9 protein-coding genes are annotated in these 18,091 nt (G+C 57.5%); 5 read left to right on the top strand and 4 right to left on the bottom strand.

Features of this window, described 5'->3' with window-relative positions; all coding sequences use genetic code 11:
- Nucleotides 1–892: 892 nt before the first annotated feature.
- Together K1Y02_18125 and pseI are read left to right on the top strand one after the other, a co-directional pair.
- Nucleotides 893–3,289, top strand: coding sequence for a 4Fe-4S cluster-binding domain-containing protein (locus K1Y02_18125; protein MBX7258286.1), 2,397 nt, complete (start codon nt 893–895; stop codon nt 3,287–3,289).
- Nucleotides 3,290–3,294: 5 nt separating this feature from the next.
- The gene (gene pseI, locus K1Y02_18130) at nt 3,295–4,353 is read left to right on the top strand and encodes a pseudaminic acid synthase (GenBank protein ID MBX7258287.1); all 1,059 of its coding nucleotides are present in this window, start codon (nt 3,295–3,297) and stop codon (nt 4,351–4,353) included.
- Nucleotides 4,354–4,507: 154 nt separating this feature from the next.
- On the opposite strand, the gene K1Y02_18135 is transcribed toward pseI, so the two are convergent.
- Complete coding sequence (locus K1Y02_18135) at nt 4,508–5,362, bottom strand: hypothetical protein (protein ID MBX7258288.1); 855 nt, start codon at nt 5,360–5,362, stop codon at nt 4,508–4,510.
- Between the two features lie 284 nt (nt 5,363–5,646).
- Here K1Y02_18135 and K1Y02_18140 point away from each other — a divergent pair, with 284 nt between their 5' ends.
- The 3 genes from K1Y02_18140 (at nt 5,647) to K1Y02_18150 (ending at nt 13,152) form a co-directional block, all read left to right on the top strand.
- Entirely contained in the window at nt 5,647–7,779 is a 2,133-nt protein-coding gene (locus K1Y02_18140; protein MBX7258289.1) for a hypothetical protein, read from the top strand.
- 222 nt (nt 7,780–8,001) lie between these two features.
- Nucleotides 8,002–10,245 (top strand): 9-O-acetylesterase, encoded by a 2,244-nt coding sequence (locus K1Y02_18145; GenBank protein ID MBX7258290.1) that lies wholly within the window; start codon nt 8,002–8,004, stop codon nt 10,243–10,245.
- 168 nt (nt 10,246–10,413) lie between these two features.
- Nucleotides 10,414–13,152: a hypothetical protein gene (locus tag K1Y02_18150; GenBank protein ID MBX7258291.1), complete on the top strand. Its 2,739-nt coding sequence runs from the start codon at nt 10,414–10,416 to the stop codon at nt 13,150–13,152.
- A 652-nt stretch (nt 13,153–13,804) separates the two neighbouring features.
- On the opposite strand, the gene K1Y02_18155 is transcribed toward K1Y02_18150, so the two are convergent.
- From K1Y02_18155 to K1Y02_18165, 3 genes are all read right to left on the bottom strand, one after another.
- On the bottom strand, nt 13,805–16,978 hold the full coding sequence (locus K1Y02_18155; GenBank protein MBX7258292.1) for a M48 family metalloprotease: 3,174 nt from the start codon (nt 16,976–16,978) through the stop codon (nt 13,805–13,807).
- Nucleotides 16,979–16,987: 9 nt separating this feature from the next.
- A complete protein-coding gene (locus tag K1Y02_18160) occupies nt 16,988–17,365 on the bottom strand; it encodes a BlaI/MecI/CopY family transcriptional regulator (protein MBX7258293.1) in 378 nt (125 codons plus the stop codon).
- A 533-nt stretch (nt 17,366–17,898) separates the two neighbouring features.
- A partial coding sequence (locus K1Y02_18165) for a hypothetical protein (GenBank protein ID MBX7258294.1) occupies nt 17,899–18,091 on the bottom strand: 193 nt, incomplete at its 5' end.

Raw genomic sequence — 18,091 nt, forward strand, 5'->3', positions numbered from 1 at the left:
ACGCCAATGGCCCTGAGGTTTGGCCATCCACCTGGTCGACCTAGTCGACCTAGTCGACCTGGTCGACCTTGTCTACCTCGTCTACCTCGTCTACCTCGTCTACCTCGTCTACCTCGTCTACCTCGTCCACCTCGTCCACCTCGTCCATACCGCTCGCGCCTTTTGTTCTTCTTCCGCGCCGCAAGGCGCAGAAACATAATAGCCTAGGGCAGAGTCCTCCGAAGTCCCGAGACGTAGTCGAGGGGCGAAGGGGGACGTCGCCCTAGGTAACAGCCCCGACACCACGACAGCGCTGTAAGCGCGAAACACATTACGCGCTGCTGTTCCTTCAGATCGGTGGAATGGAGGAGGGCGTCTACCTGCGGCACGCGCTTCCGTTGATGCAATGGCCCGGGCGGACTCCGCGTGGTAGCAAGCCCACGCCCATCGAAGAGTTTGCGGAACTCAGAAACGGCATGTACACTTCCTATAGCTGGTTGTCGTTCCCAGGGATTATTCGTCGGCAAATGCACAAAGCTCAGGTAGACCAGAATGTCTGACGGTTCACAAGATAGTCAGAAGTTGCGCGAGTCGGATGCGCAAGTCTCGGGCGCGAATTGCGCCTGGCGGGGTCCTACGTCGTCGCACTCCTTCGAGCATGGTTGAGTATTTGCTCAATTGGGCCACATGGGTTGGCTCGCAATAGCGGCCTTGGTGCGACGCGTCCTCGGCTTAGCGAATCCTCGCGCAACACGCGACCACTAGCTTCTTCATCCTCAAATATTGCGGGGCGCTTGTACCGACAGCATTACGAGTCGCTCAAGCTCTTTCGCTGATTTGACGATGAAAGATAAGGATCAATATCCCAAGAACGTTGAGATCCGCTCTCAGCCTCACTTTCCGGAGTGTGTCCATGTCGTTATCGGGTAAGCGGTTACTGCATTTGGGAGGGGCGTTGTTTCAGACCCCTGCGCTTGCCTGCGCCAAACGGCTCGGTTGCCACGTCATTCTGCTTGACTACAATTCAGACGTTCCCGGACGCGCCTACGCGGATACGTTCGAGTCCGTCTCCACTACCGACTTCGAGGGCGCACTTACCGTCGCCCGGAAACACCGCATCGATGGAGTCATGACCTATGCCTCCGATTCATCGGTGGCCACTGTAGCCCACGTTGCGCGAGAACTGCATTTGCCCGGAAACCCTCCCGAAGCCACCGACATCATTCGCCGAAAGGACCTTTTCCGCGTCTTTCAGCAGGAACGGGGACTACCCCACCCGAAGTTCTTCGCTACCGGATCCCTGGAAGAAGCACTGGCGCGCATTGACGAACTGACATTCCCCGTTGTCGTGAAGCCGGTCGACTCCGCCGGAACCAAGGGACAGTCGGTGATCTACGGCAAGCGAGAAGTAGGCTATGCATTGGAAACCGCCTTGGCGCGCTCCCGAATGAAGCGAGCGGTCTTCGAAGACTTCGTCCATACCGACATGATGGAACTTGACGGCGATGTGTGGTTCGAGCGGGGACGCCTGGCGTTTCGACACTACGGGCACAACCATTTTCTCAAGAATCGCATTTCCAATGTGCCCTCCGGAGAGATCTTTCCTGGCTTCTTCGACGAGTCGCTGGCGCGGCATCTCGACGGCCAATTCAATGTGGTGATTGAAGGATTGGGACTGCGCGCAGGTTGCATGAACTTCGATGCATTGGCCAACGAGGATAAGGTGTATATCCTCGACATCGGGCTTCGCAACGGAGGCAACTTCGTACCGGATGTCATCAAGCTATCGACCGGATTCGACCTAACCGAGGCCGCCGTATACAGCGCCCTTGGCGTTGACTACCCTTGCGAGAGTCTCTATTGCGCGAATCCCAAACCGGTTGCGTCGTATCTGATGGGGAGCCGTTTCAGCGGACGCTTTGAAGGCTACGAGTTCAGCCCGGAACTTAAGCCCTATGTCGTCGAGACGCGTCTCTTCGCCAAGCCTGGTTCTGATATTCAGCCTTTTACCCGCGCGGACATGGCGGCCGGAATTGCCTTCATGGAATTTCCGGATATGGACGTGCTGCGCGAATCGATGGAACACATCGAAGACTTGGTGAAGTTGCGCGTCGTGCCGGTTCGGGACGCGTATCGACACACAAACGGCAGTACCGGGCCGCGTCCAAAACGCGGAACGGTAGTCGACGGCGAGTTCAAGGAGTTTCCCGAACTGATATCTCCCTTCCTCCGGCAGAAGCTTATCGACGCCGAAGCGAACAATAATCAAGACATCTTGCGAGTGCTCGGCAGGCAATATGTCGAGACTGCGGAAGAATCGCACATTCGCGTGGAAGAGGGCCTGAAACACTACGAAGCGAGCGAGCAGATCATTTGGGAAGGCGAGCGTCTGCACGGAGTCGAGCGCCTGTACCGGCGCCTGATTCTCTTCGAGCCGTTGTACCAATGCGTCGCTCACTGCCGATACTGCCTGCGCCGCAACTACGAACCGTTCCATCAGACACGCGAAGATATTCGACGGATCGCACGTTACGTCGGCCAGGCGGAGGGACACGACGAACTGAGGGAGGTCCTTGTCACCGGCGGCGATCCGTTCCTTGCGCCGCACAAGGTGGAGGAGTTTCTCGACGCGATCTCTGAGTGTGCGCCTCAGATTCAAATCGTTCGCGTGGCTACGCGCGTGCCGATTCATCAGCCCGACCGTGTGAACGATCGGCTTCTCGCAACGTTAGGAAAACCGTATCCGTTCCGAGTGGAAGTCGCCACCCAGATCAATCATGCATTGGAGCTATTTCCCGAGGTCGAGGAGGCATACCGGCGCGTTCTGGATACGGTCCGGGTTGTGTACAACCAAACGGTGCTGTTGCGCGGCGTGAACGATACGCTCGATGAATTGGTTGAGTTGTGCGATCGACTCCGGTTGATCGGTATCGAAAATCATTACCTGTTTCACTGCGTGCCCATCGGCGGATTGAACAGCCTGCGCACACCGCTCATGCGCGGAATCGAACTGGCGCGCGCCCTCTCGTCCTGCGGCCGTATCTCGGGCCGGGCGAAGCCCCAATTCGCCGTCATGACGGCTATCGGCAAGATCACGCTCTACGAGGGCGCGATTGTGGATCACAAAGACAACAAGTACTTGTTGCGCTCGGACTACGACTACGAAGAGCGCTTGGCCTGGAATCCAACGTGGCGCTTGCCTGCCAACGCCGTCGTAGGCGCGGACGGAAAGCTCTGCGTGTGGTACGAAGATGCCGCCGAGGAAGTTGTTCGGGCGCCGCACAGTCCTGCCTTGGCGGTGAGAGGGTAGCCTTCGTGGCCTTCTCAAGCCACTTACACATTGGCGGCCGCCGGGTCGGTCCCGATGAACCCGTCTATGTCGTCGCCGAACTCTCCGGAAATCACCTAGGTGACTACGCTCGGGCCGAGGCGCTTGTGCGTGCCGCTCACGATGCCGGCGCCAACGCCGTCAAATTGCAGACATATACGCCCGATACGATGACCATTGATTGTGACGGTGAACCGTTTCGAATCACCGGTGGCACCGCGTGGGACGGGCGCACGGAGTATGACGTCTATCGAGAGGCCCAAACGCCGTGGGAATGGCAGGCCCGCCTGCAGTCTGTTGCACATAGTCTAAAGATGGACTTCTTCTCGACCGCGTTCGATGCGACGTCAGTGGCATTTCTTGAGGACCTTCACGTTCCCGTGCACAAAGTAGCATCCTTCGAGCTCACGGACCACGCCCTCATTCGTGCCGTGGCTGCCACCGGCAAACCGGTGGTTCTCTCGACGGGCTTGGCTACGCTCGATGAAATCGAAGAAGCCGTGAACGTCGCGGCCAACGCCAAATGCAACGAACTGGCCTTGCTCCAGTGCGTGAGCGCATATCCCGCGCCCCCAAGCGATATGCGTCTGCGTACGATACCCGACTTGGCTTCGCGATTCGGTGTAGTCGCTGGTCTATCGGACCACACGCTTGGTTCTGTTGCTGCTGTGGCCGCGGTCGCGGTAGGCGCCTGCATCATTGAAAAACACATCACGCTCGCGCGGGCTGACGGAGGACCGGATGGATCTTTCTCAACGGAGCCGGCGGAGTTTCGTGCATTGGTAGACGCCATTCGAACCGCTGAATCCGCTTTAGGGCAGGCGCGCTATGGTCCGAGTGAATCGGAGACACCATTAAGAATGTATCGGCGCTCGTTGTTCGTCGTGGAGAACATGAAGAAAGGCGAGGAATTCACGACGGCGAACATACGTTCAATTCGCCCAGGCCAGGGGCTTCCTCCAAAGCGTTTGGCTGAAGTCCTTGGAAGACACGCCGCATGCGACATACTTCGCGGCACACCGCTGAGCGATTCGCTGATCGATTAGCGCATTTTCACTTTCTACAGCTCCGTACGAGAACCCCCCTAACGTTCAGTGAAAATGCGCTCACGAGAAAGCCGTAGGTATGAAATGTTAAAGCGCTCTAAGTGGACTGGATCGCCCGCGCACAACCAAGTTGTGCAACCCGCACGCTCTCCATCTACACCGTAAGACTCTGTTTCGATCGCGTCCGCTGCAACTCGACTTCGGGCGTGCGCCGTTCGAGAATGCCCCGCGACAACTCAATGAGTTCTTCCGCTTCGCGAGGCGTCATGGCGCCGACGGCAACCATGTCCTGATCGCGTATCGTGTTCCACACAAAATTCAGTGCCTGGAACGGGCGCAGTTGTCCGGCTGCCATGGGCTTGATAGTGAGAACGGGCTTCTTTGCGTTGCGAATAATCTGCGCGACCCAGTCCACCTCCACTTGCATGAGAAACCCCATGGAGTTGTAGATCGCAATATAGGTCTCTACGTCCAGCCCGCTATCGTCCGCGTAGACAATGGCCTCAGGCATATGCGTGCTCAGTCCCGGAATCATGCCGCGTTCACGAATCTTCGCGCATAGACCGTCCATCTTGCGGACTTCCCCTGTGCAGCGATCCACCATCGCGTCCGTTACGCATTGGTGGGGGAGACAGAAGCGGCCGCCCAAACGCGCGTTCTCGTCGAGAATCTCATCGACGTCTTCGCCGCAGAATCCGACAACGGGAGTCTCATGCGTTACCATGAACTGAGGTGTCGTTATTACTATGCCCTCAATGCCGGTCCGGTCTTGCGCTTCCTGGATCGCGTCCGCAATGGGTGAGCACGTAATCATGCCGATGATCGTGTCGACGCCCGCCTTGAAATACACTTCCAGAATGTCCGCGATCTTCTTTCTGTCGGAGACGTTGTCTCGGATGAACTCGTCCTTTGCCAAAGACGTGTGACTGAAACCGAGGAACCAATTGGTGCCGATCACCATGCGGGAAACGGATACGCCTCCAACCGTCGTGCGCGGAAATGCACTCATGACTATTCTCCTGTTGGGATTCGCCACCCTGCGTCAATTATAGCCGATTCCCTTGCAACGAAAAGACACTCCACTCGCGCGAAAAGTGATATGTGTCTGAAAGCACCACCATGAAAATCCCGCAGCCGGTGCGGGATTTTCATGGTGCGCAGCGAGACAAAGACTTCCTCCCTTCATTCTTCTTATGGCTAAAATGCCCGTTGCCGTCCACAGAAATCGCAAGCGCTTGTGTTTGAGTCTCTGCGAAAATGCTATCGTCTTGTGTATAAACAGGGAGCATTTCTTTGAAAACAAGACACGTCGCAAATGTGATCTTCAGTGTGGTAGTCGCAAACGTCGCGCTAGCGGATTCCCCGCAGTCCACGCCGCGCGTATCAACGGTGGATTTCTTTCCCGTCGCGACTCAATTCTCACCGGTACCGTCGGGAGAAGGCTGGAAAGGCGAAGAAGGCGCGCTCAGCCAGGACGTACTTCGCGCTACGATAGACAATATCTACAACCACGGCTTCCGAGGCATCCAACTCGACACCGGACGACCGCCGGAAGAGGAAGCGTTCATCCTCGAGTATGCGCAATCGCGAGGCATGTTCATCACGGCGCACCTCGGTTCGCTCGAACTCTTCGGCCGCGAAGCGCCTCCAGAACCTTCGGTCTATTCGCCCGAATATGCCGCTGCGGTGCGCGCCAATGCAGAAGAGCGCCTAGCGGCCATCAAGAACATTCCACGCTTGTACAACGTCTTTCCGTATCAAGACGAACCGTTTCACTGGGGGCCAAAGTCTTTCGCGTACAGCGACGCCGATAAGGCCGAGTTCAAGAAGCGTTACGGATACGATATGCCAGCCGATCCCGATAGCATTCGATCAGACCCCAAGAAATGGGGCGACTTCATCAACTTCCAGTCCGGCATATTTCCAGATGGATGGCGGCAGGTCTACAAGTCCATCAAAGCAATAGACCCGTCATTCAAGGTTGTCCTCACACACGACAGCCACAACACCTTCGGCGCTGGCTACAGCTCGCACAGCGAACTCGCTATTGATGATGTGTTTCATTGGGGAGGCGACTTCGCCGACACGTTTGTATTCGACATCTACCCCTACATGATGTTCGATTTCCGCTTCGGAGAGTGCGCCAAGCTTCCGAAGCCGCGCATCAGCCAGACGCACTATTCCTTCGCCCAGATGCGCGGCCTCACCCGCGCATATGGCAAGGAGCTTGGATTCTGGTTCGGTACGTACAATCCCGCGTGGTTCGGCACGTATTTTTGCCCTGAACTTCAAGCCATGCACTGGTCCGAACGCGAAATGGCCACCACCGCCGTTGCCCACGGAGCAGACTTCCTTCTCACGGGCTACCACATTCCCGTCGATGCCAAGCACTGGGATTCGCTGGGCGAAGGGCTGCAACTGATTCAGAAGACAGGCGGCCGTCTCCTCGCGATGCCGAAGCTAAAAGCGAAAGCCTGCATGCTGTTTCCGCGTACACACTACATTCAAATGCAAGAGGAGTACTTCAACGTTGGCCTGTCCTTCGAACTCTTCTTGCGCGCATTCGGCGAACTCGACATGCTCCACGAAGACCAGGTCAAGGACGATACCCTGGAAAGTTACGATGTACTGGTCCTGTTCGACGTGAAGCTCTTGCCAAAGTCCGTTGCGGAGCATATCGCCGCGTTTGTAAGCAAAGGCGGTTTGGTGATTGCCGATTGTGTCCCGACGTTGGATGAAAACAGACAGCCCCTGTCGACGATGACCGATCTGTTTGGCGTGAAGGACCCGTCATCCGAACGCATTCGCCGGGCAGGTCATTGGGTTCCCTACAAGGCAACTGCGCCGATCTGGGCCAACCGCCCTGAGAATCCTCCCGATGAAACGGTGTTTACAACCGACACGATTCAGGGCACGGCACTGGGCCAGCCGCTGGATCTCGCTCTCGTTAGCCCGCGCCCGTGCACTCCCATCGACGCGGAAGTACTGGTTTCGACTGCTTCCGGGAAACCTGGCGCGATGCACAAGAAAGTGGGAGAGGGGCACTCGTTCCTTCTCGGATTCTGTTTGCAGGATACGTATTTCAAGACATGGCCAGACGGCAACGAACCTGCTCGCGAACAAATGCGCCGGTTACTCCAGGCCATGACTGAAGCGGCAGGAATAGCGCCGCATGTTTATTCGTCGAATGCCGATATCGAAGCGGCTGTACGATCAGGCAAGAACGACGCGTATCTTTTCGTTATCAATCACGAGGCGGCGTCGCCCGATACGACGATACGTCTCACGGATCTAGGCTTCAACATTGCTTCCATCGTCAACCTCGCGGACGATCAGCCGGTGACTATCGGCAAGCACGACACAACCTGTGAGGTTTCGCTGTCAGTCCCGCTCGGCGATACGCGCATCTTGCACATGAAGCCATAGTGTAGTGAACCGTAATTGGGGCAACATATTGAGAAACCCAAGGAAGAACCAGAAGCGGCGGAAAACCGGGACTGACACAAGCGCAGCGAAGCGGAGACGTGTCTGTCCCTGTTTTCCGCGCAACAACGGAGTTTTCGCACGGAAAAGTATTAGAATGGCGTTCGCGCAAATAACGGTTTCGCGCTGTCTCATGCCGCGGAACACTACAGGGGGGAGAATCGAATGTACCGGAAAGTTGTACGGGGCCGACGCGCCCTGAATCTCGTTCTGCTATTGACCATCGCGACGGGCCTGCTGGGTTCTGCGGCATACGCCGCGGACCTGAAGTTGCCGGCCATCTTTTCCGATCACGCCGTGCTGCAGCAGAAGGCTCCAGTACCGGTGTGGGGATGGGGAGAACCCGGAGCCAACGTCACGGTCACTGTTGCGCGAAACAGCAAGAGCGCGACGGTCGGTCCTGACGGTCGCTGGCGCGTCGATCTTGCCCCAATGAAGGCAGGCGGTCCATATGAATTGACGGTTGCCAGCGGCGATAGGCAAATTGTTCTGAAAGATATCCTAATCGGCGAAGTCTGGTTCGCTTCCGGCCAGTCTAATATGCAATGGAGCATCAAGAATACGGACAACTGGGAGCAAGAAGTGGCCCAGTGCGCCAACGACAAGATCCGAATCGCGATGATCTTTCGCGAAGTCAGCACAACACCGCTTGACGATGTGCGCGGGCTGACGCCGTGGGCCCCGTGCACAAGCGAGTCAATGACCAACTGCTACAACGGCGAAGGCTTCTCCGCCGTCAGCTACTACTTCGCGAAATACGTGCAGGCAAAGCTCCGTGTGCCCGTCGGAATCGTAAACACGAGCTGGGGCGGCACGCGCATCGAACCGTGGACCCCGCCGGTCGGGTTCGAAGGATTGCCTTCGCTGGCGGGCATCCTTGCGGACATTCGCATGAACACGCCGAACAGCGCCGAATACCAGGCTGCCCTTCGCGACGCGATAGCAAAGGCGGAAGCGTGGATTCCCGCGGCGAAGCAAGCGCTTGAAGCAGGCGCCTTCCCGCCCGCCCTTCCTACCATCGCCTCCGCGTCCACACTCAACGGCTCCGGTTCGCCGACAGCGCTGTACAACGCCATGGTCGCCCCGCTAGTGCCCTACGCGAACCGCGGCTTCATCTGGTATCAGGGCGAGTCCAATCGCGGCGAAGGCATGTTGTATCGCGACAAGATGGAAGCCCTGATCAAAGGCTGGCGCGCTGTGTGGAACGACGACAAGCTGGCCTGCTACTACGTGCAGTTGGCGCCCTTCAACTACGGCAACAGCCCGCAGGCACTTCCGGAAATCTGGGAAGCGCAATCGGCGGCGCTTGGCATTCCTGGCACGGGTATGGCCGTTATTAACGACATCGCAAACGTGTCAGACATCCACCCGCGCAACAAGAACGACGTGGGCAAACGGCTTGCCTTGTTGGCCCTCAACAAGACCTATGGGAAAGGGGTCAAATGCGAAGGACCAACCTTTGACCGCTTCAAAGTCGAAGGAAACGAAATGCGCGTGTACTTCAAACACGCACGTTCGCTCAAGACACGCGACGGCGCCGCGCCTACGTGGTTCGCTTTGTGTGGGCCGGATGGCGTGTACCATCCCGCAAACGCGGCTATCGAGGGCTCTCACCTCGTCCTGACGGCAAATGGAGTCTCGACACCTGTGGCCGTTCGCTTCGCGTGGGACCATATCGCGGAACCGAATCTGTTAAATGAAGCCGATCTTCCCGCATCGGCATTTCGCGCGGGCGCCGTGCCGGTGGATGGTCCGTTGCGCGCCTATGTGCCCGAGGCCCACGACATGCAGGTCGTCTACGCCCTTGACCCAACCCAGGCTGCTGTCTCAAACGGCAACGTTGTATACGACGTTGATAACCGCAAAGAGTTTGAAGGTAAGACAATCGAACGCATCGGTTATCTCTTGCTGCTCATCGCGCAGGATGGGTCCGCACAGTGGGTCTACACGGAAATGGATCCATTCACGCAGAACGTCAACCTGATTGGAGTGCCGACACCCGAGGCGAGATTCCAGCAGGACCTCAGCAATCTAGTCGTTAAGAGCAACATCCAGGCGGTACCGAACGGTAACCTATCCAAAGGCGCCATCGAACTCTGGTCGTGCAACTACGGCCCCGAAAACGCGCGCGGCATTGCGGGCGCCAGCAAGGAGAAGTTCGACTTCGGCGATACGATCGCTCCGGATGCCAGTATCGGCTACGGGTGTCTGCAGATTAACGACATCGCAGCAGGAACTACACTCCTCGCCTACAATAATCATCGAGGCGGTCGCGATGCGGATGTAGGCATCGGCAACTGCCCGGGGGATCAACCGGATTGGACCTTCAGCAAGAGCGCCCAGAAGTATGCGTCGGGTCGCTTGCTCGTGGTTGTGAAAGTCGCGGCCGGGGCCGCCGCAGGCAAATAGGCCAAACTCATCCCATCGATAGAGGCGTCCGGTCTGCGACACACCACGTGGTTGCTGCCGGGCGCCTTTACGTTTGACCGGACACTACAGTTTTCCGAGAACCGCGCTTATACCAGAATATGGCCGCGTGGTCTGGAAGACGTCGCTCGAAACCGAGGAGTGCCTGCGATGAAGTTGGTGAATGTCATGAGCAGTCTTGTGGCTATGAGCCTATTGTGGGGTCTCGCGTGGGCGGAAAGTCCCGCTGCTCAGCTTCCATCGATGCCCATGACAATAGCCAATTTGAACGCGCTTGAATCACAACCGGTGGACCTTGCGCCGTGGACCTACGTGTGGCGTGCAGACCGCAAAGTGCAAGAACAACCGGAAGCCTGTTTCATCCCTCGCAGGTTGGAACGCCTCGACAAGATCTATCGCACGGCCTCTTCTGCGCTTCCACCAGACCAACTGAAGAGCATCTACTACGACATGCCCGACCTCCTCAAGCCGTTTCCTCCACAGCCCAAAGGCCAACTGCTGACTGGCCTGCTCTGGACCGGCGGAGTGGGGGACTACCAAGTAGAAGTTCATTGGCCTGCCGACGCGCAGTCGATCCCATCTCCGGAACAGGTCGAGGTGCGAGCTTATCCTACTTCGTTCGGATGGTTCGGGTGGACGGTCGATCAGATTCTCGGCAACCCAACGCTATCCGCCGACGGTCACACCTGGACCTACAAGAGCGATCCCTCGGCACATATGGACTCCTCCTACAGCGTCCACGTTCCCGCTGCGACCGAAATGGTCGCCGTATTCTGCGACGACACGATACGCGCTGTGCCAACGCTTCGCGTGACAGGACCCAGCATCGGTACGTGGAAACGCATGGATGTGGAAATCGAATGGGGATTCATGCCCGGAATGGGGAAGGCAAACTTCGACGGGCGGCTGGAACCTACTGCCGCGATTGTTGGGCCTCTGGCGCCATTGGCCGGCAGCCGCGGAATTGATGTGTCCGGCGACTGCAGATGGAAGTCGGCTGCCTCGCACGGAGACGCTCGGCGTGGCATCGTCGTGCCACTGCTGTACGCATCGGGCGCGAGAGCAGGGTTGGACAGTCGCGTCACCGTGTGGACGAAGAAGTCGGGTTTCACATTCCGCGTGACCGATCTGGAAGACGGTCCAATGCTGATTCCGGCGCACGGCGTGTTCATCACGAAGGCGGGAAGCGGCCAGACCGCGCGCCAATACATGCAGGATCTGGCTGCCAAGAATCTCAAGAGCATTCGGCACATGACCCGCGAACACAGCGAAACTTCGTCGTGGAAAGAACTGATGCAAGAGGTTCGCTTGTGGACCTGTCCCGATGGGATCACTCTCACGCCTTTCCCCGAAGTCGCAGACCCTCCCATGCAGGTAGAACTGCCTGACGCCGATTGGACCGCCGCGTGGCGCGCCGCGTCATTTCAACTAACCGGCAAACACATGTGGGGTGGCCTTGCGTTTGAAGTGGGCCGCGTCGCCCACGAGATGGACATGATCGGATTGCATAACGAAGCAGACAAAGTCTACCAGCACTTTCTGGAAGCACCCGGCGCCAAGAGCGACGGTGACTACTCCGACGGCAACGGTGCGCTGGAGCTAGCCACGTCCATGCGGCACGACATGGGGTACAGCCACGACGGCACACACGCTTCGACGGGCAGGCTCCTGTTCGCCATGTCCGAACGCTATTTCCTGACCGGCGACAGAGAGTGGTTTCAACACAACCGCGCGCGGCTGCAGGCCGCAGCCGATTGGATCGTCCGCCAACGCACGCAATACATGAAGGACGTCCCCAACCGAAAGAACCTGCACGCTGCTGGGCTGATGCCGCCGTGCATGCTGGGCGACTACGCTATCCCCAGTTGCGACTGGCACTGGTACTACGTCGACAACGCCCTGTCCTTGCAAGGGCTGCAACGCTTTGCCGATGCGTTATCGGATTTCGACTCGAAAGCGGCTAGGAAATACCTCGCCGAGGCCAAGGCATTTCGCGAAGATCTTCGCCGTGCCATCGAACGCGAAGCCGCGCTCGCGCCCGTGAGACGCGGACGCGACGGCATGTTTCACAGCTTCATCCCACGAATGGCCTATTCCAAGGGACTGACCGGCCCTGAACTCGGCGCGCCTCAGTTTCCCGAATGTGACAAGTTCATGGGCGCGCTGCCGCTGGCCGAGCCGTTCGCGGCGCTCGACTCAAACGATTCACGCATGGTCGATACGTTGAATGCAATGGAAGAAATGGGCACATCCGCGGACGCCGTGGCGAAGAACGTGGAAGCGCGCACAGCCAAGGGCATTCCCGCGGAGGATGCATGGTTCTGGACCTGCTTTGTCATTCTTCCGAAAGCGTCACACAACGCAAACATCTACCTGTTGCAAGACGATATCCCCAATTTCCTGCGCTTCTGGTCGAATGCCTACGCGTCCGTGGTCGGAGCCGACGGCAAGCTGTGGGAGCACTGGCATCTCGGCAACTACGATCCATGCAGCGCTCCCGACAACGGCACCGCCGGTTGGTTCATGGAGAACTTCCGCGATGCATTGGTGATGGAAGAAGGCAATTCGCTATGGGCCGCGAGAGCCGCGCCACGCGCATGGTTGGAACAAGGCAAGAAGATTGCCGTTAAGAATGCCCCAACTCACTTCGGGACGTTCGCATACGAAATCGCATCGGATGTGGACAACGGTAGGATTACCGCCACTGTCGACATTCCCTCGCGTAAACCTCCGAAGAACGTACTGCTCCGGCTTCGCCATCCCCAGGGCGCGCCCATCAAAAGCGTGTCCGTCAACGGCAAACCATGGAACGACTTCGACGCCGCTAAGGAGTACGTCCGTCTTCACGGCGTGAAGGGCTCAGTCTCAGTTGAGGTGTCATACTCCTAAAACGATTCCGGCGGGGTGGCTATAACCAAACGTCTGTCAACCGACAGCCAGTATGAAGCCAGATCCCTCGCTTCGCTCGGGATGACAGTCTGTCCGCTCACGATGACAGTCTGGGTGCTCGGGACGACAGTCCGGCCCAGAATGCCAGTTCCTCGGAGGTTTCGTCGAATGTCATCCTGAATCCGCCTCTGGCGGGCGAAGGATCTGGCTTAAGAACAACCATGTCCTTGTACACGAGCAACTGACCACCCATCAGCGCCGCGCCCGCGCGGGTTTTGGTGCTGTAAACAATAGCTGAGCGGACAGCCTTCGCTTGGCATTGGACAACATGTACCGCAAATCACTCGAAACGACTCACAGGATCTCTTCTCTGGAGTGCCGTAGGCACGGCAGACTCCAGCCTGGGGTGAGATTCGCGTCCCAAACGCGAATCGAAACCCCAGGTACCAGTCCCCCACCCAACGTGAGCCCTGTAAGGGCGAAAGAAATCTGCACGATCCGTTTCTTAGGAGTTCGCCTCCGGCGGACGAAGGATTTGGCCTAGACAGATTACGACAGCAACTCAGCGGAGGCACGCACCGCACGTCTCGCCGCCATCCAGACGGTAGACCGCATCAAGCGATCTTCTCCAATCTTGAAATGGTTGTTTTGTCTAATCCGTGGGGGATGATGGCCTATCTTCTTCGGCGGTGGCAATTATTCCGGAGGCAAGGCGCAAACTGTTGACTGACTTCTCGTCCAATTTAGCCACGCGTTCTATGTCGGCTGCAGAAGGCGCGTTCGACGAGACTGTCGTCGCGAAGTCGCACAACTCACGATACGAATCGACCGCTGTCATGAGATTGCGTCTCGTTGCTCCGTCGTGGCGCGACGCCATTGCGGTCAGATAGGCAATCGCGGATTCGCGTCGGCGGCATATTCCATGAAGGACAGGTCCAAAATCTTGGTCAGGACCAAGCGGATGCTTCTTCCATCGCTCATAAGCACTCCGTCCGGTCAAGTAGGTCATTGCGCCACTCGCGGGAATTGCCGTTTCATCGAACAAAGCCACTGCGTATTTCAGAGCATCGCGATCCGCAGCCATACGATTCATGGGATCGCGCCGTGCGCCAACCGCAACCACGCCCAGGATGTTCTCATAGAACGGATATGGACGGCTCGGATTTGCGGCAGGCGACAACGCGATGTACCCACTGCACTTCCCGTTTTCAAAATTCAGCAAGTATCCGAGAAGTATGAAACATGGATAGTCCAGAGCAACCATCGGCAGATTCTGTTGAATGGAATCGTCCACGATTGGAAGAAGCTGCGTCTCAAAATATTGCATCAGGCTTTTCCCATTCCGCGATTCATTTTCGGAGGCATATCGAGTGATGAACTCACGCCCCACAACCCGCGACACAAATTCCAGCCGTGGCACCAGCGCCCAGGGTTTGCCACAAGCTACCGAGAGTCTTACCTTGCCTGAGTCTCTCACTTCTATTGGAAAGGCGAATGCCATTCCCGAATCGCCCATGAGCGTATCGTAGTCGGCCTTTGTCCCAGCATGAGTAAGGACCGCTGCGAGACTCATGACACCGGTGTCCACGTCGTTGTTGTCTTCGGCATCCGGGAGGTCGCGCACAGCTACTCGTTGCATAGAGCCGACTTGCAGATCATCGGCCCAGGTCTTGGGAACGTCTTTTGCCTGCCAAAATTTCTTCTCGGCCAGAACTGGCTCCGTTGCTCCCTCGGCGGTGTCGCTCGCAGCATGCACGTCCGGTTCGACTGCAGCGAGCGTGGTCACCCCCGATTCGTTCTGCACTGACTTCTCATATTTACTCTGTCTTGCCTTGATGCGCGGGATGACTACCTCTGCATATCTTGCTATCTCTTTGGCCTCTTTCTCCGGTGTATATCGACAACCCTTTTCGGCACTCAGAAGAGTTAGACCTTCGCTCCACGCTTCCAGAACCCGTGGCATGAGTTCATCCGTGGCCCGCTTCGAAAGATGATATGTCCGCGAACCGAGTACATGATGAATATCGTCCAGTAACCTGCGCCAAAGCTGAGCAATCTGGTCTAATTCAATCCCGTCGTAATCGCGCGTCGAACCGGCAACAACATACGCCTCGAGTTTTGGGAGCATTACTTCAGCAATGAAGTCGGCAAAGGCCTTCGATGGAGCGTAGTCTTCTGTATGTGATTGACCGTCATCGCTCTTTTGGGTCAATTCGTCGATATACTCTGCGTAACGCCTACTGTATTCGAACGCAAACCAACCGAACTGGGGGGCATCAGGGGAGGACAACTGCGAGAATATGCTCACCGCCGTATCAATGTCCTTCTCGCGCAAGGCAACTGCCCCAGCGAATTCACGCGCGTAGTTGGCGGCACTCGGTGATTGTGCTGCATCCGCCAAACGCAGAAGACGGTCTACTGTCTCTTCTGCTGATGACTTACCCGTCGTCCAATCCAGAATAAGAAGTCTGCGCTCGCAATAAGGTTGAAGTGGATCGCCGACGGAGGCATCTGCCGTCTGCGTGAGCATTGCTTTGATGTTGTTATATTCATCATCTGGAAAAGTCTCGCCATGGCGCAGTTTGGCAGCGATATCGTCCATCGCATTTCTCGCCGAGCTGAATTGCTTCACGCCCAAAGACAGTTCTGATTCCGGCGCTGCATCAGGGAACAAGTAATCGGTAGTCTGGCGGGTGAAATCTCGCGCATGCGATGTGCCATCGCGTCGTTCAGCGGCGGCAAATCTCAACATGCCTAAACCCATGAACATGACTACACTAAGCGACACTATCGCAAGCGCCCACTGTCGCGACAGGGCAGCGCAACGGATGCCGCGCTGAAGCCGATTGAGACGGTGCGTAATCTCTGCGGTGCGCAGTACGGGAACTGCCGAAACCAACCGCTCGGCATCCACCATGTCGAGGGCAGTGCGGGCCAGGAACTGTGTATACACCGGCGCACCGCCGACGAAATCCGCGGCCACGCCATCGCTGACCGACTCGCACGCCGATTCGTGCGCGGCTCGAAGCCGCCACGCGAAGGGATGGAACCAAAGCAGGGAAGAGAGCAGTTTCGCGACGGTCATCCACAGCGGGTCACGCGTGCACACGTGAGCCAGTTCGTGCGCGAACACGGCCCGCAGATCATCGTGCTTGCCGGAAACCATCCGAGATGGAATCATAATCGCGGGAAACAGAATCCCCGTCAAGAAGGGCGACACGTGTCGAGGCGTGATCCGCAGTTGGACGTTGCGGGGTGCGCCAAGCGAATGCGCCACGTCGTCCAGCAGCCTTCGCAACGGTGCGGGTGCCGACTCCGTTTCTGCCAGAAGACGACGAAGGGCAACCGCTGCGTAGGTAGAGCGCAGTAACAGGATAGACGTTACCGCAAACCACGCGATGAACACGATGTGAGTAGAATGAGTCTCTGTCCACAAGGACGTCAGGTCTTTAGTTCCTTGATTCCAACTCCCGTCAGTTGATTCCGAAATTGCGCTCTCCGTCGCGGCAGGGTTCTCGGGAGTTATCGTTGTGGCAGGGTCTCCTGACCTTTCTGCTATGGCGGGGTCTCCCGACCCCGCAATTCCCAACGACCGCCAGGTCTCCAATCCCGGAACCGCCACCAAAATCCTCGGCAGCAGCAGCTCCGCGGGCAACACCGCAATCAATGCGAGCATGACGCCGCGCCAGAGCAGTACGCGCCATCGCGGATTCCGGCTGGTGAGTGCGAAATGCAGCAACCATCCAACGGCCAATACCAGTGTCATCTTGGTCGCGATGGATGCCATGATCGGAAGCCCAGTCGAATACTCGAACAAGGACTGCATACCGCCTCCTTATCTGCGCTTGCGCGGCATTGAGTTACTCTCGTTCGCAATCCTGCGCAAGTTCAGTAGCTCTTCGTCGGAAAGCTTCTCCATGCGAATCAACTGGGCGATGAGATGGGCTGGATCGCCGCCGCAGCACACGCGCGCCATCATGCGCGCCATCGACGCGAGGATGCCGCGCTGGGAACTGCGCGCGCGGTAAACGAACGCCTTGCCTTCCTTGCGCCGCGACACATGCCCCTTCTCCACCAAGACGCGCAGAACCGACCGAAGCGTCGCGTTTTCGATGGGCCATGCAAACTCCTCCTGAATATCCGAGGGCTTCGACGGCCCCTTCTCCCACAAGACCCGCATCGCTTCCAGTTCGTTTTCATTGAGTTCCGGCATAGTCTGCTCCATTTGTACGTCGCCATGTGTGAAAGTATCACACATGGCGACGCGCGTCAAGCAGAATCTGTGAATGTTTCACACTTCAGGGTGGCGGAGTCTCCGGGGGGGTGCGCCACAAAGGCGCCAAGATGAGATGTTCGATGCTGGTGCGTTGACCGCGCTGGATCGAGAATCGGGGGATGGAGAGTTTAAGGGTACCATGAAAATCCCGCGTTGACTGCGGGATCTTCATGGTGCGCCCGCGGCCTCCATGGTATGAGAACTTTGGCAAGCGGCAGGTGAAAGCGCCGACGCTCCTGCCCTCACACCATCCATGCGCATCGCGCTTGCCGATCTGAAGCTCGACGAATTGCACGGCGTCTATCCGGGCTTAAAGCGCTATGCCCTTGCGAAGAACGTGAACGTGGTTCCTCTCGCGGCGTATATCGGCGCCGCGTAGTCGCAACCAGATGGGTCGACTACGAAACACACGAAACACAGCAAAAGAATTTCAAGCCAAAGGAAGATATAGTAGTGTCTTCGGAAACGGCCTACTTCAAATACGCATCAATCGCCTCCGCCTTCTTGCGATACAAGCCTGCCCAATCGCGGTCCATTCGCCGGTCGTCGCCGCTGGCCTTGAGTTGCTCGAAGTAGTCGGCGGCATTTCGGCACGCTTCAGCGTCTTGGAGCAGCAGTTCGCGGGCCTGTTGCTTGAAGGCAGCGGCATCGTGGCCCAAGCGT

Source organism: Candidatus Hydrogenedentota bacterium, from assembly GCA_019695095.1.
Classification (GTDB): domain Bacteria; phylum Hydrogenedentota; class Hydrogenedentia; order Hydrogenedentales; family SLHB01; genus JAIBAQ01.